A 26,173-nucleotide genomic window follows, 5' to 3' on the forward strand; every position below is an offset into this window, starting at 1 on the left:
ATGAGCAAGACTTCTCTCGACAAGAGCAAGATCCGGTTCCTTCTTCTTGAAGGTGTGCACCAGAACGCAGTCGATACCCTCAAGGCTGCCGGCTACACCAACATCGAATACCTCACTGGTTCGTTGCCGGAAGCCGAGCTGAAGGAAAAGATCGCCGACGCCCACTTCATCGGCATCCGTTCACGCACCCAGCTCACCGAAGAGATCTTCGACTGCGCCAAGAAACTGGTCGCTGTTGGCTGCTTCTGCATCGGCACCAACCAGGTAGACCTGGAAGCGGCCCGCGAGCGCGGTATCGCCGTGTTCAACGCGCCGTACTCCAACACCCGTTCGGTGGCCGAGCTGGTGCTGGCCGAAGCCATCCTGCTGCTGCGCGGCATCCCTGAGAAAAACGCCTCCTGCCACCGTGGCGGCTGGATCAAGAGCGCGGCCAACTCGTTCGAGATCCGTGGTAAGAAGCTGGGCATCGTCGGCTACGGCTCGATCGGTACCCAACTGTCGGTCCTTGCCGAGAACCTGGGTATGCAGGTGTACTTCTTCGACCCGCTGACCAAGCTGCCACTGGGCAACGCCGTGCAGGTCACCAGCCTGAACGAGCTGCTGGGCCTGGCCGACATCGTTTCGCTGCACGTGCCTGAGCTGCCGTCCACCCAGTGGATGATCGGCGAGAAAGAAATCCGCTCGATGAAGAAGGGCGCGATCCTGATCAACGCCGCCCGTGGCACCGTGGTCGAGCTGGACCATCTGGCCGCCGCCATCAAGGACAAGCACCTGATCGGCGCCGCCATCGACGTATTCCCGGTCGAGCCACGCTCCAACGACGAAGAGTTCGAAAGCCCGCTGCGCGGCCTGGACAACGTGATCCTGACCCCGCACATCGGCGGTTCCACCGCCGAAGCCCAGGCCAACATCGGCCTGGAAGTGGCCGAGAAGCTGGTCAAGTACAGCGACAACGGTACCTCGGTGTCCTCGGTCAACTTCCCGGAAGTGGCCCTGCCGGCGCACCCAGGCAAGCACCGCCTGCTGCACATCCACGAAAACATCCCGGGCGTGCTCAGCGAGATCAACAAGGTGTTCGCCGAGAACGGCATCAACATCTCCGGTCAGTTCCTGCAGACCAACGAGAAAGTCGGTTACGTGGTAATCGACGTTGACGCCGAGTACTCCGACCTGGCGCAAGAGAAACTGCAACAGGTCAAGGGCACCATCCGCTCCCGCGTCCTGTTCTAAGCTTGCTGCATGAAAAAGGGAGGCCCTGGTGGCCTCCCTTTTTTTTATTTCACTTCAACCGTGATCTTCTTCGACTCGACGCTCGGCTTGAACGGCACGTGATACTGGTCACCCAGAATCAATTGCAGGGTGTGCTTGCCCGGTGTCAGGGTAATGCTGGTCTCGGTCTGCGCCTTGCCGAAGTGCAGCACCTGCGGGCCCGCCGGCAGCGCGGTGCCGGCTTCCGGCATCAAGCTGGTTGGCAGCGGCATGTCAGCCACGGGTTCTTTATCCACATCCACCAGCAAGTGGTGGTGCCCAGTGTGCGGGGTCTGGTCACCCGCTGGCTTGAGTGCCATGCCCTCGATGCCGAACTTGACGGTGAAGGTCTTGTCGACCGTGGCACCATCGGCGGGGGAAACGATGAAGACCTTGGCCTCCTTGGGCGGCTCCTGGCTCTTCAGGGCGTCTGCGGCACTGGCGAACACCGACGCTCCCATCAGCAGACCGGCAACGGCAGCACGCGAAAATAGGCTGTTCATTCACTTCTCCTGTGATTCACTTATTGACCGCAGCCTGGGATCCAACGGCAGCGGTAGTTCACCTTAGTTGAAATATTCGCCAAGGTGTTCACATTGCCTGACAGAAATATTTCCGTCAGGGTTAAACAATGCCGAGGCTTCAAGGTCATAAGCTGCGCTCGATCACGGCGAGGAAGAAAGCCGTGGCGACAGTTATTCATCTGCTGAAAGAAAAGGGGCATTCATGCGTTCGACCATAGGGGTACTGCTGGCAGTACTGATCAGTCCATTGGCCCAGGCGGAGCTGATAGACGAAGTCGCCGACCGGGGCGAACTGCGCATTGCGGTACAGGCCGACAACTCACCGTACGCCTTCAAGCAAGACGACCACCTGACGGGGTTCGACATCGAATTTGGCCAGGACCTGGCCCGGGAGCTGGACTTGCGCGCCGAATTCGTCGAAGCCCCGGCCGCCGAAGTGCTGAGCGGTGTCGAGAGTGGCAAATATGACGTTGCGCTCACCCCATCGACCGATGCGCCAAAGGGCGACGGCCCACTCGATGTGAGCCTGCCGATTGGCGAAAAGAAGCTGGTGATTCCGTTCCAGAAGGACAACCCGGCTTTCGAAAGTGCCGTAAACAATGCACTGCAACGCTTGAAGGACAGTGGCCGCACTGCCGAGCTTGAACAGAAGTGGTTCACGGGTGTGCAGGAGACTGCGGCCGGGCAGTGAGGTTTTTTACCGCCTGCACTGGCCTCTTCGCGGGCTTGCCCGCGAAGAGGCCGGGACTGGCTTACACCGAAAGCTCAGCCAAAGCCCGTTCCGCCTCATACAGCTCCAGCTCACTGAACACCCGCACCCCCGCCCGCCGCAGCAACGCCGTGGTCACCCCTTCACCCGCCACCTTCACACCGCTGAACGTGCCGTCATAGGTCAACCGGTTGCCACACGAAGGGCTACCAGACTTGAGCACCGCCACGCGGATGCCATGTCGCCGCACCAGCTCCAGCGCCAACTGCGCCCCGGTCAGAAACGCGCCACTGACATCTTCGCCCGTCACCGTCAGCACCTGCGCGCTGCCATCAAGCACTGCACCACCCTGCCCGCCCGGAATCTCTGCTGGCGGGCGCGGCGTCGGCAAGCCACCTGCCACCTCCGGGCACAACGGCACCACGCGCCCTTCGGCCTGCCACTGCTGCAACAGGTTTGGGTGACCGCTGGCCCGGCCGTCATAGCGCACCGGTTGCCCCAGCAGGCAAGCGCTGACCAGCACCTTGGGCAAATCAGAACAGGTCATTGCCACGGCGCCGGAACCAACCGGTCAACGACAGCCGCTCGCGCCCGGCTGGCAGCACCTCATGGGGCACTTCACCCGAAAGGAATACCACCAGGCAACCCGCCACAGGCTCAACGTCGTGCTCGATGCCATCGGCCAGGAACATGCGCAACTGGCCGCCGTCCTCAGGCTGCCAGCCTTCATTCAGGTACAGCACGGCCGACACCATGCGCCGGTCATCGTCGCGGAAGCGGTCCAGGTGCCGGCGATAGAAGGCCCCCGGCGGATACAAGGCAAAATGGCACTCGAAATCTTCCAGGCCCAGGAACAGCCCCTGGTTGATGACCAGGCGCAACTGGTCCATGGCCGCCAGGTACTGGTCGCAGGCCTCGGCCTGCCCAGGGTCGATCCACTGGATATGGTCGCCACGGATGGCCTCGCGCACCTCTTGGGCAACCCCGCGTCCAACCCCTGCGGGGTTAAGCTCCCCTTCGGCATCACGGCGCCGGCATTCGGCCGCCAGCGCGCGCACCAGGTCGGCAGGCAAAAACAGCGCCTGCTGGGACCAGCCATGGGTGGCCAGATCGTCGACGACGGCCGCAAGCATCGGGTGTTCGGGGGAGTTGTGCATGGCGCGCATCATATCCATTCGCCATGCCGGCGCACAGCGCCACTTGGCCGAGAAACACGCGGATATCTCGACAAACCGCCGCCCGGCCAAGGACAATAGCCACCTGCCGACAGGAGTCCTGAATGCGCCGTCTGTTTTCCCTGATTCTGCTGATGATCTGCACCATGCCTGTCTGGGCAGACAACCTGGATCAACTGTACAAGGCCGCCGGCTGGCCCGACCAGCGCGCCCACTTCAACGATGCCCTCACCGCCGCCCAGGCGCGCTACCGCAACAGTTTGCCCCCCGCCGTGTACCAGGCGCTGGTCAACAACAGCAACCAGCGCTTCCAGGCCCAGGCGGTGGACCGTCGCGCCCAGGCGCAGCTGCGCGCCACACTGGCCAATCCGGCACCGGCCCTGGCCTTTTTCCAGTCGCCGCTGGGGCGCAAGGTGGTGGCCGCCGAGCTGAAGGCCACCCGCAAGGACGAACTGGCCAAGAATGCCAAAGGCCTACCCAAGATCCAGGCCAGCGACGACCGCCTGCTGGTCATCGGCCACCTGGCCCAGGCCCTGCCTGCGCGTGAAGCCGGTGCCGAAGTCAGCCTGGCCATTGCTGGCGTGGCGGCTGACAGCCTCAGCTCGATGATCCCCGGCCTGTTCGGCGGCGGCCAGGCACAGGGCCTGCTCGACGGCCAGCGCCAGCGCCTGATGAACCAGATCGGCGAAGACCTCAACAACACCTTGCTGTATGTCTACCGCGACCTGTCCGATGCCGAGCTGGAAGCGTTCGCCACCTTTGCCGAATCAGCCGACGGCAAAGCCTACTACCAGGCAGCGCTGGCGGCTGTGCGTGCGGGCCTGGCGGTTGGCCAGAGCAGCAACGACCTGAGGTGATCAGCCCAGGCGCTGGTCGATGAAGTCGAAGTACCGCTGGCGAATGCCCGGCAGCTCGTTGGCCAGGTGGTGACGGGCCTCGGGCAGCATCAATATCTGTGGGTCGGCAAACTTGGCCTTGAGCACTTCGAGGTTGTAGGGCCAATCCACCGTGCCATCGGCCTCCCCCTGCACGATCAACGGCCGCCGCGGACTATGCGGCGCGGCTTCGATGCGCTTGACCCAGGCGATCAGCGCGCCCACCCAGGCGGTGGGCAGGCGACGCGGTTGTAGCGGGTCGGCCTCAAGGAACGGCAGGAAGGCCGGGTCATTGGTGTTTTCGCTGAAGCGCCGTTCGATGCCGTTCACAAAGTGACGCAGCACGCGATAGCTCAACTTCGACCAACGCCAGGAACAAGGCCGCACCAGCGGTGCCAACAGGATCACCTGGCCATCAATGGGGCTGCGCGCCCCCTGATGCAGCAGGTGGTCAACGGCGATGGCGCCACCGGTGCTTTGCCCGCACAGGTGCCAGGGGCGCGGCAGCTGCAGCGTGCGCGCCTGTTCGAACAACGCCTCCAGCACCTGCTGATACACCGAAAAATCACTGATGCTGGCCCGCTCGCCACTGGACAGGCCGTGGCCGGGCAGGTCGCAGCTGATCACGGCAAAACCCTGCGTGAGCGCCCAGTCGATCACATGCCGATACAGGCCCATGTGATCGTAGTAGCCGTGCAGCAGAAACAACGTCGCGGTCGGCTGCTCGGGTAGCCACACCTGCCCGACCAGGTCGAACCCCGCCGCCTGAAAGCCGCCCAGCCAGCTCTGGGCTGACACGTTCAGGCCATAGAAGCGCTGGTAGTCCTGCGCCTGCACGGACAACGGCTGGCGAGCGCTCAACGGCGCAAGGCTGGTGCGCAAGTGATCGGGGTGAAAAGCAACAGGCATCGGGTACATCCACGGCGGAGCAAGTATTGATCTGGGATATTCAGCTCTGGCCGGCGTCGTGGCAAGCTTGCTCACCTCGAACAACCAGCACCGATGTGATTGTCGGATCAACTGTCTTGCTCAAAATCTAAAAAATTGCGCGCTCACTGTGGGAGCGGGCTTGCCCGCGAACACGGGCATAGCCCGTGCCATCCACCGCGCAGTCTGCTTCGCGGGCAAGCCCGCTCCCACAAAGGGCCACCGACGCTTCATGAGTAGCCGAATCATCAAACCGTTGTGCACGGCGCTTGCTCTGACGATAGGCGCCGCCATTTTCTGGCAGGCCTACACCACCTTCCAGGCACGCTATCTGCGCCCATTCGACAACCAGACCACACTGTTCGACGGCAGCCAACTGCAACTACCTGCCGAGTTGGCCGGCCCTGGCCCGATCCGCGTGGTGCACTTCTGGGACCCGGCCTGCCCCTGCAACGTCGGCAACCAGCAACACCTGGGCGACCTGGTCAGCCAGTTCGCAGCCCAAGGCGTGACCTTCCATGTGCTGCAAAAGCCCGGTAGCCATAACCAGCTGCCCGCCAACCTCTCCGCCCTCAAGCCCATCACCAGCCTGCCCGGTAGCGAGCACCTGCCCGCCTCCCCGGCCGTGGCCATCTGGGACCGGCAAGGCCAACTGGCCTACTTCGGCCCCTACAGTGAAGGTGCGGTGTGCAACGCCAGCAACAGCTTCGTCGAGCCCATCCTCAAGGCACTGCTCGACGGCCGCCAGGTGACCGCGTCCAACACACTGGCGGTGGGCTGCTACTGCCCTTGGGCTGGCTGACGTATCCGCGCCGGGTTACCCACCACCGTCGCTCCAGCTGGCACATTTCGGGTTACCACGCTACCCGCGCCGACCACGGCGTTATCGCCAATCGTCACCCCTGGCAGGATGATCGCCGCACCGCCAATCCACACGTTGTTGCCAATGGTCACCGCCCGCCCACTCTCCAGCCCGCTGCGCCGCAGGTCAGGGTCGAGCGGGTGGTCGGCGGTGTAGATCTGCACATTGGGGCCGATCTGGCAGTCATCACCGATGCGCACCGGCATCACGTCGAGGATCACGCAGTTGAAGTTCATGAAGGTATTGCGGCCAACACTGATGTTGTAACCGTAGTCGCAATAGAACGGCGGGCGGATCACCGCGCCTTCGCCAACCTCGCCGAAATGCTCCAGCAACAGCCCATGGCGTACGTCGTTGAGCAGTTCGACGCTGCTGTTGTAGCGGTGCATCCAGTGCTTGTTGGCGATCTGCTCGGCCTGCAGTTCGGGGCAGCCAGCGTGGTAGAGCTGGCCTGTAAGCATCTTCTGTTTTTCGCTGAGTGACATGGAATCTCCTTCCCGGGGCTATGCTCTGTTCGCGAATCCGCCGATGATCGGACCACATTTTCTGCTTTGACGCACAAGGAGCTTGCATGAAGCGCAGCCTGACCCTGTTGGCCGTGGTGGTTACCGTGGCTGCCGGCGCCGGTTACTGGTACGTGCAGGGCAAGCTGCCGCAGCGCGAGGGCGAGTTGCCCCTGGCTGGCTTGCAGGCGCCGGTCAGCGTGCGCTACGACGCTCGCGGCGTGCCGCACCTGCAGGCGCAAAACGAGGCAGACCTGTACCGCGCCCTGGGCTACGTGCATGCCCAGGACCGGTTGTTCCAGATGGAAATCCTACGTCGCCTGGCCCGAGGCGAACTGGCCGAGGTGCTGGGCGACAAGCTGCTGCCCACCGATACCTTGTTCCGCAGCCTGCGCATTCGCGAACAGGCCGCACGGATGGCCAAGCGTCAGGACCGCCAGTCACCTGCCTGGCAGGCCCTGCAAGCCTACCTCGACGGGGTCAACGGCTGGCAAGCCAGCCATCCCAAGCCCGTGGAGTTCGACCTGCTGGGTATCACCCCTCGCCCGTTTACCGCCGAAGATACCCTGAGCATTGCCGGTTACCTCGCTTACAGTTTCGCCGCTGCGTTTCGCACCGAGCCCGCACTGACCTACATCCGCGACCAGCTTGGCCCCGACTACCTGAACATCTTCGACCTCGGCTGGAAACCCGAGGGGGCCCTGGGCACGCCACTGGCCGCTGCGGACTGGCAAAGCCTGGAAGCCCTCGCCCGCCTCAGCCACCAGGCGCTGGGTGACGCGGGCATCCCGCAGTTTGAAGGGAGCAACGCCTGGGCGGTGGCCGGCAGCCGTACCCGCAGCGGCAAACCGTTGCTGGCAGGCGACCCGCACATCGGTTTTGCAGTGCCGGCGGTGTGGTACGAGGCCGAACTGTCGGCACCCGGTTTCAACCTGTATGGCTACTTCCAGGCGCTCAACCCCTTTGCCCTGCTTGGCCACAACCGCGATTTCGGCTGGAGCCTGACCATGTTCCAGAACGATGACGTCGACCTGATCGCCGAGCGCACCAACCCGGCCGACGCCAATCAGGTGATGGTCGATAGCAAATGGCAGGCGCTGGAAAAAACCGAGCAACAGATCGCCGTCAAAGGCGAAGCGCCGGTCACGCTTAGCCTGCGCCGTTCGCCCCATGGTCCGATCGTCAACGACGTGCTAGGCGCTACTGCCGGGCCTACACCCATCGCCATGTGGTGGGCGTTTCTGGAAACCGAAAACCCGATTCTCGAAGGGTTCTATCAGCTCAACCGTGCCGACACGCTGGGCAAAATGCGCGAAGCTGCGGCCAAGGTTCATGCGCCGGGGCTGAACTTTGTCTGGGCCAATGCCCAAGGTGACATCGGCTGGTGGGCCGCTGCGCAGCTACCCATCCGCCCCGATGGTGTCGACCCGGCGTTCATCCTCGATGGCGCCAGCACGCAAGCCGACAAGCTCGGGTTCTACCCCTTCAGCGTCAACCCGCAGCAAGAGAACCCGGCGCGCGGCTATATCGTCTCGGCCAACTTCCAGCCGCCAGCAGGGGTGCCGATACCGGGTTACTACAACCTGCCCGACCGAGGCCGCCAGCTCGACCGCCACCTGGCCAACCCTGAGCTGAAATGGGACACCCAGAACAGCCAAGCCCTGCAGCTGGACACCGCCAGTGACCACGGCCCGCGCACCCTTGCACCGCTGCTGGCAACCCTGCGCGCAGTGGCCGAAGGTGACGAGGAGAAGGAACTGGTCGAACAGCTGGCCGCCTGGCGTGGCGACTACCCGCTGGATTCGACCAGCGCCACGCTGTTCAACCAGTTCCTCTACGAACTGGCCTTCGCGGCCCTGCACGACGAACTGGGCGACACCTGGTTCCCGGTACTGATCAGCACCCGCGCCATCGACGCTGCCTTGCCACGCCTGGCGGCGGACGCCGACTCCCCTTGGTGGAACACCCGAGGTGGCAACCAGCGTACCGACCGTACCGCCATCGTACGCCTGGCCTGGCAGCACAGCCTGAAGCACCTGCGCGACACCTTGGGTAGCGACCCGGCCAGCTGGCAATGGGGCAAGGCCCATACCCTGACCCACAACCACCCGCTTGGCGTGAAAAAGCCGCTGAACCTGCTGTTCAACGTTGGGCCGTTCGCCGCGCCCGGTACCCATGAGGTGCCGAACAACCTTTCTGCGAAGATCGGCCCGGCGCCATGGCCGGTGACCTACGGGCCTTCGACGCGGCGGCTGATCGATTTTGCCGATGCCGGCCAGGCGCTGACCAGCAACCCGGTCGGGCAGAGTGGCGTGCCGTTTGACCAACACTATGCGGACCAGGCTAAAGGTTATGTGGAGGGGCAGTACAAAAAGGCACAGATGGGGGTAATCCCGGCGCAGAGCACCTTGCGATTAGTGCCCGGAGACTCAAGTGGCGCAGCTGTACAGCCACATGTGGGAGCGGGCGTGCCCGCGAAGGAGGCGACACGGTAGATGGCACCGGCTACGCCGGTGTTCGCGGGCACGCCCGCTCCCACAGGTAACCGTGCCCAGAAAAAAAAATGCCGACGCAAGTGCGTCGGCATTTTCTATCACTACGAGTGCATCAGAACGCCGGCAGCACAGCACCTTGATACTTCTTGGCGATGAATGCCTTCACCTCAGGGCTGGTCAGGGCCTTGGCCAGTTTCTGGATGGACTCGCTGTCCTTGTTGTCCGGGCGGGCAACCAGGAAGTTCACGTACGGCGAGTCGGCACCTTCGATCACCAGTGCGTCCTTGGCCGGATTCAGGCCGGCTTCCAGGGCGTAGTTGGTGTTGATCATGTCCAGGTCGACCTGGTCCAGCACGCGCGGCAACATGGCCGATTCAAGCTCGCGGAACTTCAGCTTCTTCGGGTTCTCGGCGATGTCCTTAGGCGTGGCCAGGGCATTCTTAGGGTCTTTCAGGGTGATCAGGCCAGCCTTCTGCAGCAGGATCAGGGCGCGGCCGCTGTTGCTGCCTTCGTTAGGGATGGCAACGGTTGCGCCTTCCTTCAGCTCGGACAGGTTCTTGATCTTCTTGGAATAGCCACCGAACGGCTCGACGTGCACGCCAATCACGGTTTCCAGGTGGGTGCCCTTACCTTCGTTGAAGCTCTTCAGGTACGGCAAGGTCTGGAAGTAGTTGGCGTCCAGGCGCTTCTGGTCAACCTGCACGTTTGGCTGCACATAGTCGGTGAAGACCTTGATCTGCAGGTCCACGCCTTCTTTGGCCAGGGTCGGCTTGATCAGCTCGAGGATTTCGGCGTGCGGTACCGGAGTAGCGGCAACCACGAGCTTCTCGGCGGCGGCGGCCAGGCCGGAGAACGACAGGGCAGCGGCCAGGGCAGTGGTCAGCAGGGTCTTCTTCATGGTGATCCTTGTTCTGAATCTGGGCCATCAGCGATGGCGAATCGGGTGCCCAACCGGTTCACCAGCGGGCGTAGGCGGACAATACCTAGAATTTTTATTCCGTAACAATATCTTTTACTTAGCTGCTTATTCCAAAAACAAATCGCCATTAGCCAGTTTGCTTATGAGCGATGTCTAACGCGCGGGGTTGGCCAGGTCCAGGTCCTCTGGCTGCAGCTCTTCGCCGTCATTCACCAGCAAGGCGAAGTGGATGACATTCTCCAGTTCACGGGTATTTCCAGGCCATGGATGGGCTTCCAGCACCTGCTGCGCCGCCTCGCTCACCAGCGGTACAGGGCGTTGCAGGCGTACGCTGTAGATGCCCGCGAAGTACTCGGCCAGCGGCAGGATATCGCCGGGCCGCTCACGCAGCGGTGGCAGCTCCAGCGCACCTTCGCGCAGGTACTGGTACAAGCGCTCGTTAAAGCGCCCTGCCCGTACCACTCGCACCAGGTCGATGCTGGTCGCGGCCACCAGCCGCACATCCACCGGCTGCGGCTGCTGCGCCCCCACTCGGGTGACTTCGCGGTTTTCCAGGGCAGCCAGCAGCTTGCCCTGGATGGCCAGCGGCAAGTCGGCAATCTCGTCCAGGTACAACGTGCCGCCATTGGCCGAGCCGAACCAGCCGGCGCGGCTGCTGGCCGTACCGCCATGGCTGCCGGCGCTGTAGCCGAACAGCTCGGCATCGGCATACGTGGGGCTGATGGCCGCGCAGTTGACCGACACGAACAGCCCGCCACGATCACTGGCACGGTGGATTTGCCGGGCCAGCAACTCCTTGCCGGTGCCGGTCTCGCCACGGATCAGCACGGGCAAGGGTTGCGGCGCCAGGCGCTCAAGGTCTTCGCGCAGTTGCTGCGAACGCGGGTCGATGAACACCAGCGCCTTGGCGCGGATGCTCAGCGGGCTCTTGTCCAGCTCGGGAAAGGTCAACAGCGGCTGGCCAAACGGGTTTTGAAAAGTCATGACAAACTCCCGCCCCTGGCCTTCATTGGCCGGGCGTCAGGTAAGCGGTAAACAGTAAAGGCGATCAGGCGCGGCGCAGTGCGCGCTGCTCGACCCGGCTTTGCAAGCGATACAGGTAGGCGAAGCCTTGTTCCCAGCGTTCATGGCCGGACTTGACGTTGATGTGCCCGGCATTGCTCAGCAAACCCGCCTCTGCGTCCCAGGCCTTGGCCAAGTAAAGCGCCCGAGGCACGTTCACGGCCGGGTCGTTGTCCGAACTGACCACCTGACTGGGAAACGGCAGCGCTTCGGTCGGGATCGGCGCAAAGTTGCGCAAGGCTGGCGCGCAGGTAGGCCGCTCGACATCCGCTGGCGCCACCAGCAGCGCGCCGCGCACCCGGCGCAGCAACGCCGGGCTGGCCTGCGCGGCCCAGTGGGCGACGGTGATGCAACCCAGGCTGTGGGCAATCAGGATCACGGGCGAGTCTTCGGCGATGATCGCCTGCTCCAGCGCCTGCACCCAGTCCTGCCGTTGCGGGGTCAGCCAGTCGTGCTGCTCGACCCGTGCACTGTTGGGCAGGGTGCGCTGCCAGTGACTTTGCCAATGGTTGTCTGGCGATCCTTGCCAGCCCGGCACAATCAGGTAACGAATCGACTCATTGCGCATGGGGACGCCTCCAGTAAGTTTGCGTGCTTGGAGACCAGTATAGGGAGGCAGTTATATTCGTAAAGGAATAAGAAGCTATTTATTAATAACAAAAATATTTATGCCTTGTGCGATCCCTGTGGGAGCGGGCATGCCCGCGAAGCGAGCACCGCGGTGGATGGCACGGGCTTCGCCCGTGTTCGCGGGCACGCCCGCTCCCACAGGGATCACGCAAAAAAAAGGGCCAACCCCTGCCAAGAGATGTGGCCCATAAGCACTTGCCTGAAGAGGCTTGGTAAAAGTCAGCGCGCGGTTATCACCGCCAGTTTGCTGATCCCTGCACGTTCGATGGCTGCCATGGCCCGCGCCACTTCGCCGTAGTTCACGCCGTCATCGGCCTGCAGCTGCACGCGCACGTCCGCGTCCTTGTCCTTGGCAGCCTTGAGGTTGGTTTCCAGCAGGTCGGGCTGGATCTGGTCCTTGTTGATGAACAGCTTGCCTTCACCGTCGATGCTGACCACCAGCGGGTCCTTCTGCTCCACCGGGGCCACGGCCTCGGTCTTGGGCAGGTTGATGGGGATCGCGTTGGTCAGCAACGGCGCGGTGACGATGAACACCACCAGCAGCACCAGCATGACGTCCACCAGCGGCGTGACGTTGATTTCACTGAGGACTTCGTCGCTGTCCTGGGTCGAAAAGGCCATATCAGGACGCCTCCTTCACCGGCTGGGTAAAACCAGCCTGGGCTTTTTGCACAGCGGGGTGCACCAACACACGGAAGGCACTCTTCTGCGCCAGGCTGTAGAAGTCGTGGGCAAAGTCATCGAGGTCGGCAGCGGTCAGCTTCAGACGACGCAGGAAGTAGTTGTAGACCAGCACCGCAGGCACTGCGACGGCGATACCCACACCGGTGGCCACCAGTGCAGCACCGATGGGGCCGGCGACGGTTTCCAGGCTGGCGGAGCCGGCCGCGCTGATGCCCTTGAGCGCTTCCATGATGCCCCACACGGTGCCGAACAGGCCGATGAAGGGCGAGGTGCTGCCGATACTGGCGACCACCGCCAGGCCGGTTTCCAGCGAGCGGCGCTCACGCACGATCTGCTGACGCAGGGCACGCTCCAGGCGGTCCTGGTGGTTGATGGCGTGGCTCAGGTCGTTGGCCTGGGTGTCGCCAACGGCAATCGCGGCGTAGCCAGACTGGGCAACGCGGGCAGCCGGGCCTGGCAGCTCGTGGCTGAGCTCGGCGGCCGAGTCCAGGCTGGAGGCCGCCCAGAACTGCTGGTGGAAGCGTTTGTCCTGGTTCTTCAGCCGCACAAACTGCGCGACCTTGACCAGGGCCAGGCCCCAAGTGACGACAGAAAAACCAACCAGCAGCCAGATGACTGCGCTTTCAACGGATTCGAGGGGGGATGCCAGCAGGCTCATGATGATGTCTTCCTGTGTTCTGCGAAAAAGTTAGCGAAGCTTGAAATCGATCGGCACGCTGACCCAGCCGGTCTGGGCCACGTCGCCCTGCTTGGCGGGCACGAAGCTCCAGCGCTTCACCGCAGCCAACGCTGCGGCGTCGAGGGCATCACGGCCGCTGCTCTTCTGGACCTGGATCTGCCCGGGTTTACCGCTGGGCAGCACCTCTACACGCAGCAGCACGGTGCCTTCCCAACCCCGCCGCTGGGCCATCTGCGGATACTCCGGCGCCGGGTTTTTCAGATACGCGGCGTTGGCCGAAGCGGGCGTAACCGGGGCCGGCGCGGGTGGTGCGGGTGCAGGTGGTGCCGGGGCGGCCACTGGGGCTGGCGGCGGCGCTTCGACCGGTTTGGGCTGTGGTTTGGGTGCTTGCTTGACCACAGGCTTGGGCACGGGCTTTGGCTTGGGTTTGGGCTTGGCGGCCAGTTCGTCGATCACGGGTGGTGGTGGCGGCGGCTCGACGACGGGTGGTGCAGGCGCAGGCGGTGGCGGTTCGACCACAGGGGGCGCGGGCGCTGCGAACTCGATGGTCATGGGCGGCACTTGCGGTGGCACCACGGGCAGCTCTGGCGTGGGTGCCTGGCTTACCCAGTACGCCGCAGCGCCGTGCAAAGCCAGCACCAGCAGGCCCAACACCAACTTGTCGCGGCGCTTGAGCCCGCTGACGGGCGTGCGTTGCAGGCGCAGCTGACCAAGCGGTAGGCGAAGCGTGCGTCCAAGCTCGACCAGGTCACCCGGGGCCGGGCGCCATGGCTGGTCGTAGGCCCTGACGGCCGACTGGACATTACCCATTGATCAAACTCCTGGGGTCTCGATTCAGGTATGGCTGAATCATCAGGGCCAGAGGCTTATCTCTTAAAGTAATGTTTAAAATTATAGTTATAACTTAAGTGAATATTGTTTTTGGAGGGTAGCGTGAAGGCCAAGAACTGCGCGGGCTGTGGCTGACCAAGCAAAACTCGATGCTTTGTGGGCATGCAAAATATTCAGGCAAGGCATGGAATTGCAGGCATAAAAAACCCGGGACCATGCCCGGGCTCTCATTACCTGAAGAGGCTCAGATATCCGCCACCTTCTGCCAAACCTTCGGCCGGAAGAACAATGTCTCCCCCCGCGCCAGCCCGATCAGGCTGTCATGGTCTTTCACCACCTCGGCCTCGATCAGCTCGCTCTGCCCCTCGACTTTCAAGGTCACCCGGGTAGTCGCGCCCAACGGGCGAATATCCCGCACCTCGGCCGCATGGTGCCCTTCGGTCTCATGCCGCGACAGCGACACTTCGTGCGGGCGGAACAGCACATGGTGGCCTTCGCTCAGGGCCAGGCGGTTGGAGTCGCCCAGGAAGTGGTAGACGAAGTCGTTGGCCGGCTGCTCGTACACTTCGCCCGGCGAGCCGATCTGCTCGATCACGCCCTTGTTCATCACCACGATGCGGTCGGCCACTTCCATGGCTTCTTCCTGGTCGTGGGTCACGAATACCGAGGTCAGGTTGATGTCTTCGTGCAGCCGCGCCAGCCAGCGGCGCAGCTCTTTGCGCACCTTGGCATCCAGCGCACCGAACGGCTCGTCCAGCAGCAGCACCTTGGGCTCCACCGCCAGCGCGCGGGCCAAGGCGATACGCTGACGCTGACCGCCAGAGAGCTGTTCGGGGTAGCGGTCGGACAACCAGTCCAGCTGCACCATGTTCAGCAGCTCATGCACCTTCTCGGCGATCTTGCTCTCGCTCGGGCGCTCGCCCTTGGGCTTCATGCGCAGGCCGAAAGCGACGTTGTCGAACACACTCATGTGGCGGAACAGCGCGTAGTGCTGGAACACGAAACCGACGTTGCGGTCACGCACGTCATGGCCGGACACGTCTTCGCCATGGAACACGATATTGCCCTGGTCCGGGGTTTCCAGGCCGGCGATGATGCGCAGCAGCGTGGTCTTGCCACAGCCGGACGGGCCGAGCAAAGCCACCAGCTCGCCGCTGTTGATGTCCAGGTTGATGTTGTCCAGGGCCTGGAAGCTGTTGAAGCGCTTGCTGACGTTACGAACTTCGATCGACATGAATCATTCCTCCGCGGCGCTGTGGCGCAGGCGGTTAATACGGTTCTCGCTCCACTGCTTGAGCAGCAGGATGAAGAGCGCCAGGATCAGCAACAGGCTGGCCACGCTGAAGGCCGCGACGTGGTTGTACTCGTTGTAGAGGATCTCCACGTGCAGCGGCAAGGTGTTGGTCACGCCACGAATGTGGCCCGACACCACCGACACCGCGCCAAACTCGCCCATGGCCCGTGCGGTACACAGCACCACGCCATAGATCAGGCCCCATTTGATGTTGGGCAAGGTCACGTGCCAGAACATCTGCCAGCCATTGGCGCCGAGCAGTCGCGCGGCCTCCTCTTCTTGCGTGCCCTGCTCCTGCATCAGCGGGATCAGTTCACGGGCCACGAACGGCACGGTGACGAAAATGGTCGCCAGGACGATGCCCGGTAGGGCAAACACGATCTGGATGTCGTGGTCCTGCAACCAGGGGCCGAACAGGCCTTGCGCACCGAACATCAGCACGTAGACCAGGCCGGCGATCACCGGCGACACCGAGAACGGCAGGTCGATCAGGGTGACCAGGATGCTCTTGCCACGGAAGGTGTACTTGCTGACGCACCAGGCGGCGCTGACGCCAAACACCAGGTTGAGCGGCACCGAGATGACGACTGCGAGCAGCGTCAGCTTCAGTGCCGACAAGGCGTCGGGCTCGAAGATAGCCTCGAAGAAGGTACCAAAACCGTTCTTCAGCGCCTGCGACACCACGATCACCAGCGGCAACAGCAGGAACAGGGCGAACACCAGCCAGCCAAGGCCGATCAGGATACGCCGCGAAGTGGCGTTGCCACGGCGGGCGGCGTTGGCGGCCGCGCTTGCACTCAGGGATGAACTGGACATGCCGGCCTCCTTCAAGGGGTTTCGATGCGGCGCTGCAACAGGTTGATCAGCAGCAGCAGGATGAAGGAAACCACCAGCATCAGCACGCCGATGGCGGTTGCGCCGGTGTAGTCGTACTGGTCGAGCTTGACCATGATCAGCAGCGGCAGGATCTCGGTCTTCATCGGCATGTTGCCGGCGATGAAGATCACCGAACCATACTCACCCACGCCACGGGCGAAGGCCAGGGCAAAGCCGGTGAGCCAGGCAGGCAGCAAGGCCGGCGCCAGTACATGGCGGAACACCTGCAGCGGCTTGGCGCCCAGGCAGGCAGCGGCCTCTTCCACTTCACGCGGGATGTCGGCCAGTACCGGCTGAACCGTGCGCACTACGAACGGCAAGGTGACGAAGGTCAGCGCCAGGGTGATACCCAGCGGGGTGTAGGCGATCTTGAAGCCAAGGTCGGTGGCGAACTGGCCAACCCAGCCCGCAGGCGCGTACAGGGCGGTCAAGGCGATACCGGCAACGGCGGTAGGCAGGGCGAACGGCAGGTCGATCATCGCATCGATGATCTTGCGCCCGGGGAAGGTGTAGCGCACCAGCACCCAGGCCAGCAGGGTGCCGATCACACCGTTGATGATGGCGGCGAACAGGGCGGTGCCGAAACTCAGCTTGAGCGCGGCGAGTACCCGCGGCGCACTGATGATGTTCCAGAACTGCTCCCAGGTCAGCTGCGCGGCATGAATGAACATGGCTGCCAGCGGTATCAGCACGATCAGGCTGAGGTACACCAAGGTGTAGCCCAGCGTCAGCCCGAAGCCGGGTATGACGGGGGAAATACGACGTGACATAAGTATCCCTGGTTGAACGCACGAAGCCCGGAATCGATCCCGGGCTGGTGCAAGCTTTTGAATCCTGGGGCTACTTTGCAGCCCATTCGCGGCACAAGGCCGCTCCTACAAGGGATCGCGATTCCATGTAGGAGCGGCCTTGTGCCGCGAATGGGCCGCAACGCGGCCCCGCTTTTCCATGGCCCTTACTGTGCCTGATAGATCTGGTCGAACACACCGCCATCATTGAAGAATTTGGGTTGTGCAGTTTTCCAGCCACCGAAGTCCTTGTCGATGGTTACCAGGTCCAGTTTCGGGAATTGCTTGCCGAATTCGGCAGCAACTTTCTCGTCACGCGGGCGGTAGAAGTTCTCGGCGGCAATTTTCTGCCCGGCCGGGCTGTACAGGTGCTTGAGGTATTCGGTGGCAATCTCGGTATTGCCCTTCTTCTCGGCGTTCTTGTCCACCACGGCCACTGGCGGTTCGGCCAGGATCGACAGCGACGGCACGACGATGTCGAACTTGTCGGCGCCACCGTCTTCCTTCAGCGCCAGGAAGGCTTCGTTTTCCCAGGCCAGCAACACGTCGCCCTGGCCGTTGTTGACGAAGGTGATGGTCGAGCCACGGGCGCCGGTGTCCAGCACCGGTACGTGCTTGAACAGCTCCTGCACGTATTCCTTGGCCTTCTCTTCGCTACCGCCGGCCTTCAGGCCGTAGGCCCAGGCGGCCAGGAAGTTCCAGCGCGCACCGCCGGAGGTTTTCGGGTTGGGGGTGATGACCGACACGTCTTTCTTGATCAGGTCGCCCCAGTCCTTGATGCCTTTCGGGTTGCCCTTGCGCACCAGGAACACGATGGTCGAGGTGTACGGGGTGCTGGCGTCCGGCAGGCGGGTCTGCCAGTTGTCCGGCAGGGTCTTGCCGAGCTTGGCGACTTCGTCGATGTCACCGGCCAGGGCCAGGGTCACCACGTCGGCGCGCAGGCCGTCGATCACCGCACGGGCCTGCTTGCCCGAGCCACCGTGGGACTGCTGGATCTTCACCTTGTCGCCCGGGTGGGCCTGCTGCCAGTGCTTGATGAACTCGGCGTTGTACTGCTGGTACAGCTCGCGGGTCGGGTCGTAGGACACGTTCAGCAGTTCGTAGTCCTTGGCGATGGCGGAACCGGCAAAAACAGCGCTGGCCAAAGCGGCAAGCGCATAACGGCGGATGGACATGGTGAAGCTCCCGATTGGCATTTTTCTAGTTTTGAATGTGAGGCGCGATCAGCCGGCCTTGTTGCCGGGCTGTTGCAGGCGGAACTTCTCCTTGCGCTCGATCTGTACGACCTGAGCGTTGTGCACAGTGATCTCCACCGCACCGAAACGCAGGTCGCGCAAGGCGCTCTGGATTTCACGCAGAATGGTGGCTTCGTCCTGACCGTCGATGCTACGCAGAGATGCACTCATGCTCGTTCTCCTTGGAGTGAGGGTGCCGGGCAGAGGTTTGAAGGGGATTTGCGCCTGGCTTGAGGGCAATAGTAGTGAGGCGGAGTTATTCTTAAAAATACTGTTTAAGAATGTTTATATAACCAAATTAAAATCACGATTTTACAGGCGACAACAACCTCTGTGGGAGCGGGCGTGCCCGCAAATGCGGCAGTGAATCCACCACCGCATTCGCGGGCACGCCTGCTCCCACAGTGTTCAGTGTTGGGTTTTAGTGCTGTTTTCAGGCTCACGGATCTTGTACCAGGCCACATACAAGGCCGGCAGGAACAACAGCGTCAGCAGGGTGGCCACAATGATCCCGCCAATCATGGCGTACGCCATCGGCCCCCAGAACACTTCGCGGGCAATCGGGATCATGCCCAGGCTCGCCGCCGCCGCCGTCAGCAATATCGGCCGGCGCCGGTGGTTAGTAGCCTCCACCACCGCGTCCCAGGGCGAGAAGCCCTGGGCCTCGAACTCGTCGATCTGGGTCACCAGGATCACCGAGTTGCGAATGATGATACCCGCCAGCGCGAGGATGCCGAGAATCGCCACAAAGCCCATGGGCGTGCCTGTGGGCACCAGTGCGATGATCACGCCAATCAGCCCCAGCGGCGCCACGCTCACCACCAGGAACAGCTTCTGCACGCTGTGCAGCTGGATCATCAGGAAAGTGGCCATGAGGAACAGCATCAGCGGGATCACCTTGCGGATCGGCCCTTGCGCCTTGGCGCTTTCCTCCACCGTACCGCCGGTAGCCACCTCGAAGCCCACCGGCAGCTTGCTGGCGAATTCGTCGATCTTCGGCTTCAGCTGGGCCACCAGGTCGGTGGGCTGGATGTCGCCGTTGACCGACGCCTTGATGGTGATGGTCGGTTTGCGGTCCCGCCGCCACACCAGCGGCTGCTCCAGCTCATAACGCACCGTGGCGAACGACAGCAACGGGATCGAGGTGCCGTTGGGCGTGAGGATCTGCAGGTTCTGCAGGGTATCAGGCGAGCCGCGCTCGCTGTTTTCGGCACGGGCCACCACGTTGACCAGGTAGATGTTGTCATTGACCTGGGTGATCTGCACGCCGCTGACGATGCTGTTCATCACATTGGCCACGTCTTCCGACGACAACCCTAGCTGGCGTGCCTTGTCCTGGGCGATTTCCACGCGCAGCACCTTACCCGGCTCGTTCCAGTCATAGATCATCTCGCCGATGTGCTCGTTCTGGTCGAGCAAGGTGGCCAGTTCGATGGCATGCTTGCGCACTTCGTCGATGTTGGCACCACTGACCCGATACTGGATCGGCCGCCCTACCGGCGGGCCCATTTCCAGCGACTGTACGTTGGTACCAATGCCGACGAACTCTTCGTGCAGGATCTTCTGCAAACGAGCCATCATGGCCTGACGCTCTTCGAAGCCTTTGCTGACGATCACCAACTGCGCGTAGTACGGGTTCTGCAATTGTTGGTCGAGGGGAAGGTAAAAACGAATGGCACCCTGGCCGATGTAGGTGCTCCAGTGCACCAGGTCCGGGTCATCCTTGATCCGTGCCTCGAAGCGGTCGACCACCTTGCGCGTCTCCTCGATCGAGGCGTTTTGCGGCAGGTTGAGGTCGACCAGGATTTCCGGGCGGTCCGAGGACGGGAAGAACTGGTTCTGCACAAAGCGCTCGCAGAAAATGGCCAGCACAAACAACAGCACGGTGCCGATGATGGTCAGCCAGCGGTTGCGCATGCACCACAGCAGGCCATGTTCGAAAGCCTTGCCCAGGCGGCCAGGCTCGGCTTCATGGGGTTTGACCTTGCTGCTAAGGATGTGTACGCCCAGCACGGGCGCGAAGAACACCGCCACCACCCATGACACGATCAGCGCCACGGCAATCACGGCAAACAGGGTGTAGGTATATTCACCGGCCGAACTGGCGTTCAGGCCGATCGGCACGAAACCGGCCACAGTCACCAGGGTGCCGGTCAGCATGGGGAAGGCTGTGGAGGTGTAGGCAAACGTCGCCGCCTGCTCCTTGCTTTCACCCATCTCCAGCCGCGTGACCATCACCTCCACGGTGATCATTGCATCGTCCACCAGCAGACCAAGCGCAATGATCAGCGCCCCCAGCGAAATCCGCTGCATGGTGATGCCGCTGTACTCCATGAATACGAACACCATGGCCAGCACCAGCGGGATCGAACACGCCACCACCAGGCCTGCGCGCACGCCCAGGCTGATGAAACTCACCCCCAGTACGATCACTACCGCCTCGAACAGTGCGCTGGTGAAGCCGCCGACGGCCTGTTTCACCACCACCGCCTGGTCCGACACGGTGTGTACCCCAACCCCTATCGGCAAGTCCTCGACCACTTTGTCCATACGCTTTTTCAGCGCCGCACCGAACACCTGGATGTTGCCCCCGGCCTTCATGCCGATGGCCAGCCCAAGCGCGGTCTGGCCGTTGTAGCGGAACATGGGTGACGGCGGGTCGACATACCCGCGTTCGATATCCGCAATATCCGCCAGGCGGAAGAAGCGGTCATTGATGCGCAGGTTGACCGTTTCCAGGTCTTTTTCCGAGGCGAACTGCCCGGTGGTGCGCACCGAAATGCGCTCGGGGCCGGCCTCGATCACGCCGGCCGGGGTCACGGCGTTCTGCGATTGCAAGGCCTGCATGACCTGGCGCTGGTCAATGCCCAGCGCAGCCAGCTTGCGGGTGGAGAAGTTCAGGTACAGCACTTCATCCTGGGTACCGACCAACTCGATCTTACCGATGTTGGGCACATCGCGGACCTCAGCCCTGGCTTGCTCCACGTAGTCGCGCAACTGGCGCAGGGTAAGGCCATCGGAGGTAAAGGCGTAGATCGAGCCGAATACATCACCGAATTCGTCATTGAACGCAGGCCCCTGGATGCCCTGAGGGAACTGGCCGCGAATGTCCTGGATCTTCTTGCGCACCTGGTACCAGATGTCCGGGATGTCCTTGGCCTTGGTGGTGTCGCGCAGGTACACGTAGACCGTGGACTCACCCGGCCGGGTGTAGCTTTTGGTGTAATCGAGGGAATCGAGTTCTTCGAGTTTCTTTTCGATGCGGTCGGTGACCTGGTACAGCGTCTCGTCCTGGGTCGCGCCTGGCCAACGGGTCTGGATCACCATGGTCTTGATGGTGAACGACGGGTCTTCCTCACGGCCCAGGTTGAAATAGGAAAATATCCCCATCAGCAGGCCAACGAACATCAGGTACCAGACGAAGGATTGATGCTTGAGTGCCCAGTCGGACAGGTTGAAGCTTCCTTTCATTGCGCATCCTCGTCGAAGGTGACCTTCTGGCCAGGCTTGAGGCTGTTCACACCTGCGGTCACGACGCGCTCGCCAGGCTGCACGCCCGACGTCAGGACGATGCTGTCGGCGGTGCGGTCGATCAACGCCACATCACGGGTGGCCACGGTCTTCTGCTGCGTGTCGATCACCCACACCTGGGTTTTGCCGTCACGTTCCAGCAAGGCACTCGCGGGTAGCTCGCTGCGTGGCGTCACTTCCGCGCTCAAGGTCACGCTGATGGCGGTGCCCAGGTGGAACGCCGCCGGTGTGCTCGCCAGGGTCAGCCGGGCGCGTCGGGTGCGGGTGGTGGCGTCGGCCTGGGGTTCCAGCTCGCGCAGGCTGGCCGTGGTGTTGATGGTCGGGTCCAGTTGCGAGGCCACGGTAAAGGTCAGGCCCTGGCTCAACTGCTCGGCCAGGCCGATCGGCAGGTCGATCACCGCTTCCTTCACATCCGGCCGGGCCAGGGTTACCACGGCCTGGCCTGCGGTGACGGTTTGCCCGGCTTCGGCCTGCCAGGCGGTGATCACGGCAGCGTGGTCGGTGCGCAAGGTGCTGTAGTCAAGCTGGTCACGGGCTTGGCTGAGCGCCGAGCGCGCCTGCTCCAGTGCTGCGCTGGTGGTTTTCAGGTTGGTCTGGGCGATATCCAGCTGGGCCTGGGCGCCCACTCCGCGGTCGTACAGCTGCTGCTGGCGGCGGGCATCGGCCTGGGCGTTGATCCACTGGGCCTGCACCTTGGCCAGGTCGCCTTCGGCGGCACGCAGCTGGTTTTGCTGGTCGGTCGGGTCGAGGGTAGCCAAGGTGTCGCCCGGCTTCACCTGGGCGCCCACGTCCAGCCAACGCCGGGCAATACGGCCGGAAACCCGAAAGCCCAGGGTGCTTTCAAAGCGCGCCTGGATACTGCCGGCAAAACGACCCAGCTGCGACTCGACCTGGGGTTCGACCTTCACCGACAACACCGGCCGAATCGGCTCTGGCGCCTCGTCCTCGCTGCTGCAACCCACCAGCAGCACGCCAGCCGACAGCATCAGCAGCAGGCGCTTCATAGCTCACCCCCTTGGGCCTTGGCGTCGACCTTCTGAACCTGCATGCCGGGGTGCAATAACTGGCCGCCATTGACCACCACGGTCTCGCCGCCTTTAAGGCCGCTGGCGACCACAATTTTGCCGGTGAGGTAACGGCTGACTTCGACTTTGCGCAGTTCCACCTTGTCGCCCTCGCCTACCACCCACACGGCGGGCTCATGCAGGGCTTTTGTCAGTGCCGACCACGGTAGCTCGACGCTGGGCCGGCCTTGGGCATTGGTGGTGGCGGTGACCGGTGCGCCCAACTGCATGCCCACGGGCACATCTTTCAGGCCTACCTTGACCTGCACCGTGCCGCTTTGCGCCGATACCGTGGGGGTGATTTCACGCACGAAGCCATGTGCCTGGACCTTGGGGTTGTCCAGCAGGCTGACGATCACCCCGGCATCGCTGGGCGGCGCCACCAGCAGCGATTCGTACACGTTGAACACCGCATCACGGTCGCCATCGGTGGCCAGGCTGAAGATGGGCATCGTGGCCTGCACCACCTGGCCGACTTCGGCCTGACGCTCGGTGATGACCCCCGCGGCCTCGGAGACCAGTGCGGTGTAGCTGAGCTGTTCGTTGGCGTTGGCCAGTTGCGCCTGGGCGGCCTTGAGCGCGCTCTGGTTGCTGCGCAGCGCGGCTTCGGCGGAGTCGTATTCACTTTGGCTGGTGTAGCCCTTGGGCAGCAGTTTTTGCTGGCGCACAAAGGCGGCGCTGGTCTGGGTGACCCGCGCCTGGGCGGCGAACACCTCGGCCTTGGCCGAGTCGACGTTGTTCTGCAGGTCTTTCGGGTCCAGCCGGGCCAGCACCTGGTTGGCCTTGACGTGGTCGCCCACATCGACGCTGCGCGAAATGATCTTTCCGCCCACACGGAACGACAGGTCAGTCTGCACCCGCGCTTGCACATCGCCCGTCAGGGTGACCCTGGCAGCGAAATCGGTGGGTTGGACCTGTTGCACACCGACCCGAGGCAGCGTCTCGGGGACCTCTTCCTTGCTACAGCCGGTGAGCATGGACAGCAAGCCCAAGCCTGCCAGCAACAGTGGACGCGTCACCCTCATGCAGGCTCCTAGCTTGCGCACAAATGATTTGTGAGATGCGACTGTCAGCGTAGTTCAGGGTTCGATAAACATCACTGACGGATAGAGGACGTATGCGCGTCAGGGCATCAAGGTGCACGCCTCGATTTTTTCGGTGCTTATCAGATCGAGCGCCGCCCGCGCGGCGCATCGCGAGCTGTGCTCGCTCCTACGTTAGTTTCGGGCCAATTATTCCCGGGGGATTTGCGCGCGTACGCCTTGGCGCATGGCGTTATATTGCGTCGTACCAACAACTCGGTATTGGGCGTCTGCCACAAGATTGACTGGCCCGAAAAAACGTAGGAGCGAGCACAGCTCGCGATGCGCCGCGCAGGCGGCGCTCGATCTGATAGGCGCTAACAATGGCCAGCCATGCACCTGGCTGCCCTGACACCCCACAGAGCCGAAACCCTGCGGGGATGTCTACACAGTCAGGCCGACGCCGCAACCTGCGCCGGGCGCTTGACCTGTGGCTGCGAAGCATTGGCCGCCGCACCCTCTTCGATCGCCTGCTGAATCGCCTTGCGACGACGCTCTTCGGCCTGGCGGCTGAAGTACCAGACAAAGAAGGTCACCAGCGACACCGACAGCAGGATCAGGCTGGCCACGGCGTTGATCTCTGGCTTCACGCCCAGGCGCACGGCCGAGAACACTTCCATCGGCAAGGTGGTCGAGCCCGGGCCGGACACGAAGCTGGCCAGTACCAGGTCGTCCAGCGACAGCGCGAACGACATCATGCCTCCCGCCGCCAGCGATGGCGCGATCATCGGGATGGTGATCAGGAAGAACACCTTCCACGGCTTGGCACCCAGGTCCATTGCCGCTTCTTCGATCGACAGGTCCAGCTCGCGCAGGCGTGCCGACACCACCACCGCCACGTACGCTGCACAGAACGTGGTGTGGGCGATCCAGATGGTCACGATGCCACGCTCCTGCGGCCAGCCGATCATCTGCGCCATGGCCACGAACAGCAGCAACAGCGACAGACCGGTGATCACTTCAGGCATTACCAGCGGCGCGGTGACCAGGCCACCGAACAGCGTACGGCCCTTGAAGCGGGTGACCCGGGTCAGCACAAAGGCCGCCAGGGTACCCAGCGCTACCGCAGCCACCGCCGTGTAGCAGGCGATTTCCAGCGAGCGCATCACCGAACCCATCAGCTGGGTGTTGTCGAGCAGGCCGACGTACCACTTCACCGACCAACCGCCCCACACCGTTACCAGCTTGGAGGCGTTGAACGAGTAGATCACCAAAATCAGCATCGGCAGGTAGATGAACAGCAAGCCCAGCACCAGCATCAGCTTGGAGAAACTGAAGCGTTTCATGCGCGGCCCTCCATTTCTTTGGCCTGGCTGCGGTTGAACAGCAGGATCGGCACGATCAGGATCGCCAGCATCACCACCGCCAGGGCAGAGGCCACCGGCCAGTCACGGTTGTTGAAGAACTCTTGCCACAGCACCTTACCGATCATCAGGGTTTCCGGGCCGCCGAGCAGTTCAGGGATCACGAACTCGCCCACCACCGGGATGAACACCAGCATGCAGCCGGCGATGATGCCGTTTTTCGACAGCGGCACGGTGATCTTCCAGAAGCTGTTGAAAGTGCTCGAACCCAGGTCCGAAGCGGCCTCCAGCAACGAAGGGTCATGCTTCACCAGGTTGGCGAACAGCGGCAGGATCATGAACGGCAGGTACGAATAGACCACGCCGATGTACACCGCCAGGTTGGTGTTGAGGATTTGCAGCGGCTGGTCGATCAACCCGGTCCACAGCAGGAAGCCGTTGAGCAGGCCGTTGTTGCTGAGGATGCCCATCCAGGCATAGACGCGGATCAGGATCGCGGTCCAGGTCGGCATCATGATCAGCAGCAGCAATACCGTCTGCGTCTCCTTCTTGGCGTTGGCGATGGCATAGGCCATCGGGTAGCCGATCAGCAGGCACAGCAGGGTGCTGAAGAAGGCCATCTTCAACGAGCCCAGGTAGGCCGAGATGTACAGCTCATCCTCGGTCAGCAGGCCGTAGTTGGCCAGGTTGAGTACCAGCTGGATCTTGTCTTCGACGTAGCTGTAGATCTCGGTATACGGCGGGATCGCCACGTCAGCTTCGGCAAAGCTGATCTTCAACACGATGAAGAACGGCAGCATGAAGAACAGGAACAGCCAGATGAACGGCACGCCGATCACCAGGTGCCGCCCCTCCGGAATGATGCGCTGGAGTGCT

Annotated in this window: 26 protein-coding genes; 5 read left to right on the forward strand and 21 right to left on the reverse strand. The window is 62.7% G+C overall.

What is annotated here, in order from left to right:
• Positions 1-1,230: a phosphoglycerate dehydrogenase gene (serA, locus tag ACF8R4_RS03035; protein ID WP_016712564.1), complete on the forward strand. Its 1,230-nt coding sequence runs from the start codon at positions 1-3 to the stop codon at positions 1,228-1,230.
• 44 nt (positions 1,231-1,274) lie between these two features.
• On the opposite strand, the gene ACF8R4_RS03040 is transcribed toward serA, so the two are convergent.
• Positions 1,275-1,751 carry a DUF4399 domain-containing protein gene (locus tag ACF8R4_RS03040; protein WP_016712565.1) on the reverse strand — a complete coding sequence of 159 codons (477 nt, stop codon included), beginning with the start codon at positions 1,749-1,751 and terminating at the stop codon, positions 1,275-1,277.
• A 223-nt stretch (positions 1,752-1,974) separates the two neighbouring features.
• Here ACF8R4_RS03040 and ACF8R4_RS03045 point away from each other — a divergent pair, with 223 nt between their 5' ends.
• A complete protein-coding gene (locus tag ACF8R4_RS03045) occupies positions 1,975-2,463 on the forward strand; it encodes a transporter substrate-binding domain-containing protein (RefSeq protein ID WP_060498109.1) in 489 nt (162 codons plus the stop codon).
• A 61-nt stretch (positions 2,464-2,524) separates the two neighbouring features.
• Here ACF8R4_RS03045 and ACF8R4_RS03050 read toward each other — a convergent pair whose 3' ends face one another.
• The gene (locus tag ACF8R4_RS03050; RefSeq protein ID WP_060498110.1) at positions 2,525-3,028 is read right to left on the reverse strand and encodes a DUF523 domain-containing protein; all 504 of its coding nucleotides are present in this window, start codon (positions 3,026-3,028) and stop codon (positions 2,525-2,527) included.
• Positions 3,015-3,647 (reverse strand): 2OG-Fe(II) oxygenase, encoded by a 633-nt coding sequence (locus tag ACF8R4_RS03055; protein WP_060498125.1) that lies wholly within the window; start codon positions 3,645-3,647, stop codon positions 3,015-3,017. The genes ACF8R4_RS03050 and ACF8R4_RS03055 overlap by 14 nt, the downstream gene beginning before the upstream one ends.
• 113 nt (positions 3,648-3,760) lie before the next feature.
• Here ACF8R4_RS03055 and ACF8R4_RS03060 point away from each other — a divergent pair, with 113 nt between their 5' ends.
• Complete coding sequence (locus ACF8R4_RS03060; RefSeq protein ID WP_060498111.1) at positions 3,761-4,513, forward strand: DUF2059 domain-containing protein; 753 nt, start codon at positions 3,761-3,763, stop codon at positions 4,511-4,513.
• On the opposite strand, the gene ACF8R4_RS03065 is transcribed toward ACF8R4_RS03060, so the two are convergent.
• Positions 4,514-5,440, reverse strand: coding sequence for an alpha/beta hydrolase (locus ACF8R4_RS03065; RefSeq protein ID WP_060498112.1), 927 nt, complete (start codon positions 5,438-5,440; stop codon positions 4,514-4,516).
• Positions 5,441-5,690: 250 nt separating this feature from the next.
• Here ACF8R4_RS03065 and ACF8R4_RS03070 point away from each other — a divergent pair, with 250 nt between their 5' ends.
• Positions 5,691-6,260 carry a DUF6436 domain-containing protein gene (locus tag ACF8R4_RS03070; protein WP_060498113.1) on the forward strand — a complete coding sequence of 190 codons (570 nt, stop codon included), beginning with the start codon at positions 5,691-5,693 and terminating at the stop codon, positions 6,258-6,260.
• Here the strand turns inward: ACF8R4_RS03070 and ACF8R4_RS03075 are convergent.
• Positions 6,239-6,805 (reverse strand): sugar O-acetyltransferase, encoded by a 567-nt coding sequence (locus tag ACF8R4_RS03075; protein WP_392491666.1) that lies wholly within the window; start codon positions 6,803-6,805, stop codon positions 6,239-6,241. The two genes, ACF8R4_RS03070 and ACF8R4_RS03075, sit on opposite strands and share 22 nt — an antisense overlap.
• A gap of 86 nt (positions 6,806-6,891) precedes the next feature.
• Between ACF8R4_RS03075 and ACF8R4_RS03080 the strand changes: the two genes are divergently transcribed.
• Positions 6,892-9,318: a penicillin acylase family protein gene (locus ACF8R4_RS03080; RefSeq protein ID WP_392491668.1), complete on the forward strand. Its 2,427-nt coding sequence runs from the start codon at positions 6,892-6,894 to the stop codon at positions 9,316-9,318.
• A gap of 112 nt (positions 9,319-9,430) precedes the next feature.
• Here the strand turns inward: ACF8R4_RS03080 and ACF8R4_RS03085 are convergent, their stop codons facing one another.
• The 16 genes from ACF8R4_RS03085 to ACF8R4_RS03160 all read right to left on the reverse strand — a co-directional run bounded on the left by ACF8R4_RS03085 (position 9,431) and on the right by ACF8R4_RS03160 (position 26,157).
• Positions 9,431-10,216: a MetQ/NlpA family ABC transporter substrate-binding protein gene (locus tag ACF8R4_RS03085; RefSeq protein ID WP_060498115.1), complete on the reverse strand. Its 786-nt coding sequence runs from the start codon at positions 10,214-10,216 to the stop codon at positions 9,431-9,433.
• A gap of 174 nt (positions 10,217-10,390) precedes the next feature.
• Complete coding sequence (locus ACF8R4_RS03090; protein WP_060498116.1) at positions 10,391-11,221, reverse strand: sigma 54-interacting transcriptional regulator; 831 nt, start codon at positions 11,219-11,221, stop codon at positions 10,391-10,393.
• 64 nt (positions 11,222-11,285) lie between these two features.
• Entirely contained in the window at positions 11,286-11,867 is a 582-nt protein-coding gene (locus tag ACF8R4_RS03095; RefSeq protein ID WP_392491670.1) for an alpha/beta hydrolase, read from the reverse strand.
• Positions 11,868-12,148: 281 nt separating this feature from the next.
• Positions 12,149-12,550 carry a biopolymer transporter ExbD gene (locus tag ACF8R4_RS03100; protein WP_012274719.1) on the reverse strand — a complete coding sequence of 134 codons (402 nt, stop codon included), beginning with the start codon at positions 12,548-12,550 and terminating at the stop codon, positions 12,149-12,151.
• A gap of 1 nt (position 12,551) precedes the next feature.
• Positions 12,552-13,271 (reverse strand): MotA/TolQ/ExbB proton channel family protein, encoded by a 720-nt coding sequence (locus ACF8R4_RS03105; protein WP_012274720.1) that lies wholly within the window; start codon positions 13,269-13,271, stop codon positions 12,552-12,554.
• A 30-nt stretch (positions 13,272-13,301) separates the two neighbouring features.
• Positions 13,302-14,102 carry an energy transducer TonB gene (locus ACF8R4_RS03110; protein WP_025752181.1) on the reverse strand — a complete coding sequence of 267 codons (801 nt, stop codon included), beginning with the start codon at positions 14,100-14,102 and terminating at the stop codon, positions 13,302-13,304.
• Positions 14,103-14,367: 265 nt separating this feature from the next.
• Entirely contained in the window at positions 14,368-15,357 is a 990-nt protein-coding gene (locus tag ACF8R4_RS03115; RefSeq protein WP_016712579.1) for a sulfate/molybdate ABC transporter ATP-binding protein, read from the reverse strand.
• A 3-nt stretch (positions 15,358-15,360) separates the two neighbouring features.
• Positions 15,361-16,233 carry a sulfate ABC transporter permease subunit CysW gene (gene cysW / locus ACF8R4_RS03120; RefSeq protein ID WP_060498120.1) on the reverse strand — a complete coding sequence of 291 codons (873 nt, stop codon included), beginning with the start codon at positions 16,231-16,233 and terminating at the stop codon, positions 15,361-15,363.
• A gap of 11 nt (positions 16,234-16,244) precedes the next feature.
• Positions 16,245-17,063, reverse strand: a complete 819-nt coding sequence (cysT, locus tag ACF8R4_RS03125; protein WP_104833771.1) for a sulfate ABC transporter permease subunit CysT — start codon at positions 17,061-17,063, stop codon at positions 16,245-16,247.
• A gap of 185 nt (positions 17,064-17,248) precedes the next feature.
• The gene (locus ACF8R4_RS03130; protein WP_012274725.1) at positions 17,249-18,256 is read right to left on the reverse strand and encodes a sulfate ABC transporter substrate-binding protein; all 1,008 of its coding nucleotides are present in this window, start codon (positions 18,254-18,256) and stop codon (positions 17,249-17,251) included.
• A gap of 48 nt (positions 18,257-18,304) precedes the next feature.
• A complete protein-coding gene (gene oscA, locus ACF8R4_RS03135) occupies positions 18,305-18,487 on the reverse strand; it encodes a sulfur starvation response protein OscA (protein ID WP_016712582.1) in 183 nt (60 codons plus the stop codon).
• A gap of 237 nt (positions 18,488-18,724) precedes the next feature.
• Positions 18,725-21,787, reverse strand: a complete 3,063-nt coding sequence (locus ACF8R4_RS03140; protein ID WP_060498122.1) for an efflux RND transporter permease subunit — start codon at positions 21,785-21,787, stop codon at positions 18,725-18,727.
• Entirely contained in the window at positions 21,784-22,851 is a 1,068-nt protein-coding gene (locus ACF8R4_RS03145; protein WP_060498123.1) for an efflux RND transporter periplasmic adaptor subunit, read from the reverse strand. The genes ACF8R4_RS03140 and ACF8R4_RS03145 overlap by 4 nt, the downstream gene beginning before the upstream one ends.
• Positions 22,848-23,936, reverse strand: a complete 1,089-nt coding sequence (locus ACF8R4_RS03150) for an efflux RND transporter periplasmic adaptor subunit (protein ID WP_156866848.1) — start codon at positions 23,934-23,936, stop codon at positions 22,848-22,850. Before ACF8R4_RS03150 ends, ACF8R4_RS03145 begins: the two co-directional genes overlap by 4 nt.
• A 449-nt stretch (positions 23,937-24,385) precedes the next feature.
• Positions 24,386-25,279, reverse strand: coding sequence for an ABC transporter permease subunit (locus ACF8R4_RS03155; RefSeq protein ID WP_003258560.1), 894 nt, complete (start codon positions 25,277-25,279; stop codon positions 24,386-24,388).
• The gene (locus tag ACF8R4_RS03160; protein ID WP_177337089.1) at positions 25,276-26,157 is read right to left on the reverse strand and encodes an ABC transporter permease subunit; all 882 of its coding nucleotides are present in this window, start codon (positions 26,155-26,157) and stop codon (positions 25,276-25,278) included. Before ACF8R4_RS03160 ends, ACF8R4_RS03155 begins: the two co-directional genes overlap by 4 nt.
• Between the last annotated feature and the right edge of the window lie 16 nt (positions 26,158-26,173).

Source organism: Pseudomonas sp. FYR_2 (assembly GCF_043106425.1).
In the GTDB taxonomy this organism is placed as follows: Bacteria; Pseudomonadota; Gammaproteobacteria; order Pseudomonadales; family Pseudomonadaceae; genus Aquipseudomonas; species Aquipseudomonas monteilii.

What these genes read in the sequence shown, in the direction of transcription:
- ACF8R4_RS03095 (WP_392491670.1), bottom strand. Translation starts at nt 11,867, where the DNA reads ATGCGCAATGAGTCGATTCGTTACCTGATTGTGCCGGGCTGGCAAGGA.
- ACF8R4_RS03070 (WP_060498113.1), top strand. Translation starts at nt 5,691, where the DNA reads ATGAGTAGCCGAATCATCAAACCGTTGTGCACGGCGCTTGCTCTGACG.
- ACF8R4_RS03155 (WP_003258560.1), bottom strand. Translation starts at nt 25,279, where the DNA reads ATGAAACGCTTCAGTTTCTCCAAGCTGATGCTGGTGCTGGGCTTGCTG.
- ACF8R4_RS03065 (WP_060498112.1), bottom strand. Translation starts at nt 5,440, where the DNA reads ATGCCTGTTGCTTTTCACCCCGATCACTTGCGCACCAGCCTTGCGCCG.
- ACF8R4_RS03055 (WP_060498125.1), bottom strand. Translation starts at nt 3,647, where the DNA reads ATGCGCGCCATGCACAACTCCCCCGAACACCCGATGCTTGCGGCCGTC.
- ACF8R4_RS03105 (WP_012274720.1), bottom strand. Translation starts at nt 13,271, where the DNA reads ATGAGCCTGCTGGCATCCCCCCTCGAATCCGTTGAAAGCGCAGTCATC.
- ACF8R4_RS03090 (WP_060498116.1), bottom strand. Translation starts at nt 11,221, where the DNA reads ATGACTTTTCAAAACCCGTTTGGCCAGCCGCTGTTGACCTTTCCCGAG.
- ACF8R4_RS03145 (WP_060498123.1), bottom strand. Translation starts at nt 22,851, where the DNA reads ATGAAGCGCCTGCTGCTGATGCTGTCGGCTGGCGTGCTGCTGGTGGGT.
- ACF8R4_RS03080 (WP_392491668.1), top strand. Translation starts at nt 6,892, where the DNA reads ATGAAGCGCAGCCTGACCCTGTTGGCCGTGGTGGTTACCGTGGCTGCC.
- ACF8R4_RS03085 (WP_060498115.1), bottom strand. Translation starts at nt 10,216, where the DNA reads ATGAAGAAGACCCTGCTGACCACTGCCCTGGCCGCTGCCCTGTCGTTC.
- cysT (WP_104833771.1), bottom strand. Translation starts at nt 17,063, where the DNA reads ATGTCACGTCGTATTTCCCCCGTCATACCCGGCTTCGGGCTGACGCTG.
- ACF8R4_RS03110 (WP_025752181.1), bottom strand. Translation starts at nt 14,102, where the DNA reads ATGGGTAATGTCCAGTCGGCCGTCAGGGCCTACGACCAGCCATGGCGC.
- ACF8R4_RS03130 (WP_012274725.1), bottom strand. Translation starts at nt 18,256, where the DNA reads ATGTCCATCCGCCGTTATGCGCTTGCCGCTTTGGCCAGCGCTGTTTTT.
- ACF8R4_RS03140 (WP_060498122.1), bottom strand. Translation starts at nt 21,787, where the DNA reads ATGAAAGGAAGCTTCAACCTGTCCGACTGGGCACTCAAGCATCAATCC.
- ACF8R4_RS03040 (WP_016712565.1), bottom strand. Translation starts at nt 1,751, where the DNA reads ATGAACAGCCTATTTTCGCGTGCTGCCGTTGCCGGTCTGCTGATGGGA.
- ACF8R4_RS03060 (WP_060498111.1), top strand. Translation starts at nt 3,761, where the DNA reads ATGCGCCGTCTGTTTTCCCTGATTCTGCTGATGATCTGCACCATGCCT.
- ACF8R4_RS03115 (WP_016712579.1), bottom strand. Translation starts at nt 15,357, where the DNA reads ATGTCGATCGAAGTTCGTAACGTCAGCAAGCGCTTCAACAGCTTCCAG.
- oscA (WP_016712582.1), bottom strand. Translation starts at nt 18,487, where the DNA reads ATGAGTGCATCTCTGCGTAGCATCGACGGTCAGGACGAAGCCACCATT.
- ACF8R4_RS03050 (WP_060498110.1), bottom strand. Translation starts at nt 3,028, where the DNA reads ATGACCTGTTCTGATTTGCCCAAGGTGCTGGTCAGCGCTTGCCTGCTG.
- serA (WP_016712564.1), top strand. Translation starts at nt 1, where the DNA reads ATGAGCAAGACTTCTCTCGACAAGAGCAAGATCCGGTTCCTTCTTCTT.
- ACF8R4_RS03075 (WP_392491666.1), bottom strand. Translation starts at nt 6,805, where the DNA reads ATGTCACTCAGCGAAAAACAGAAGATGCTTACAGGCCAGCTCTACCAC.
- ACF8R4_RS03100 (WP_012274719.1), bottom strand. Translation starts at nt 12,550, where the DNA reads ATGGCCTTTTCGACCCAGGACAGCGACGAAGTCCTCAGTGAAATCAAC.
- cysW (WP_060498120.1), bottom strand. Translation starts at nt 16,233, where the DNA reads ATGTCCAGTTCATCCCTGAGTGCAAGCGCGGCCGCCAACGCCGCCCGC.
- ACF8R4_RS03045 (WP_060498109.1), top strand. Translation starts at nt 1,975, where the DNA reads ATGCGTTCGACCATAGGGGTACTGCTGGCAGTACTGATCAGTCCATTG.
- ACF8R4_RS03150 (WP_156866848.1), bottom strand. Translation starts at nt 23,936, where the DNA reads ATGAGGGTGACGCGTCCACTGTTGCTGGCAGGCTTGGGCTTGCTGTCC.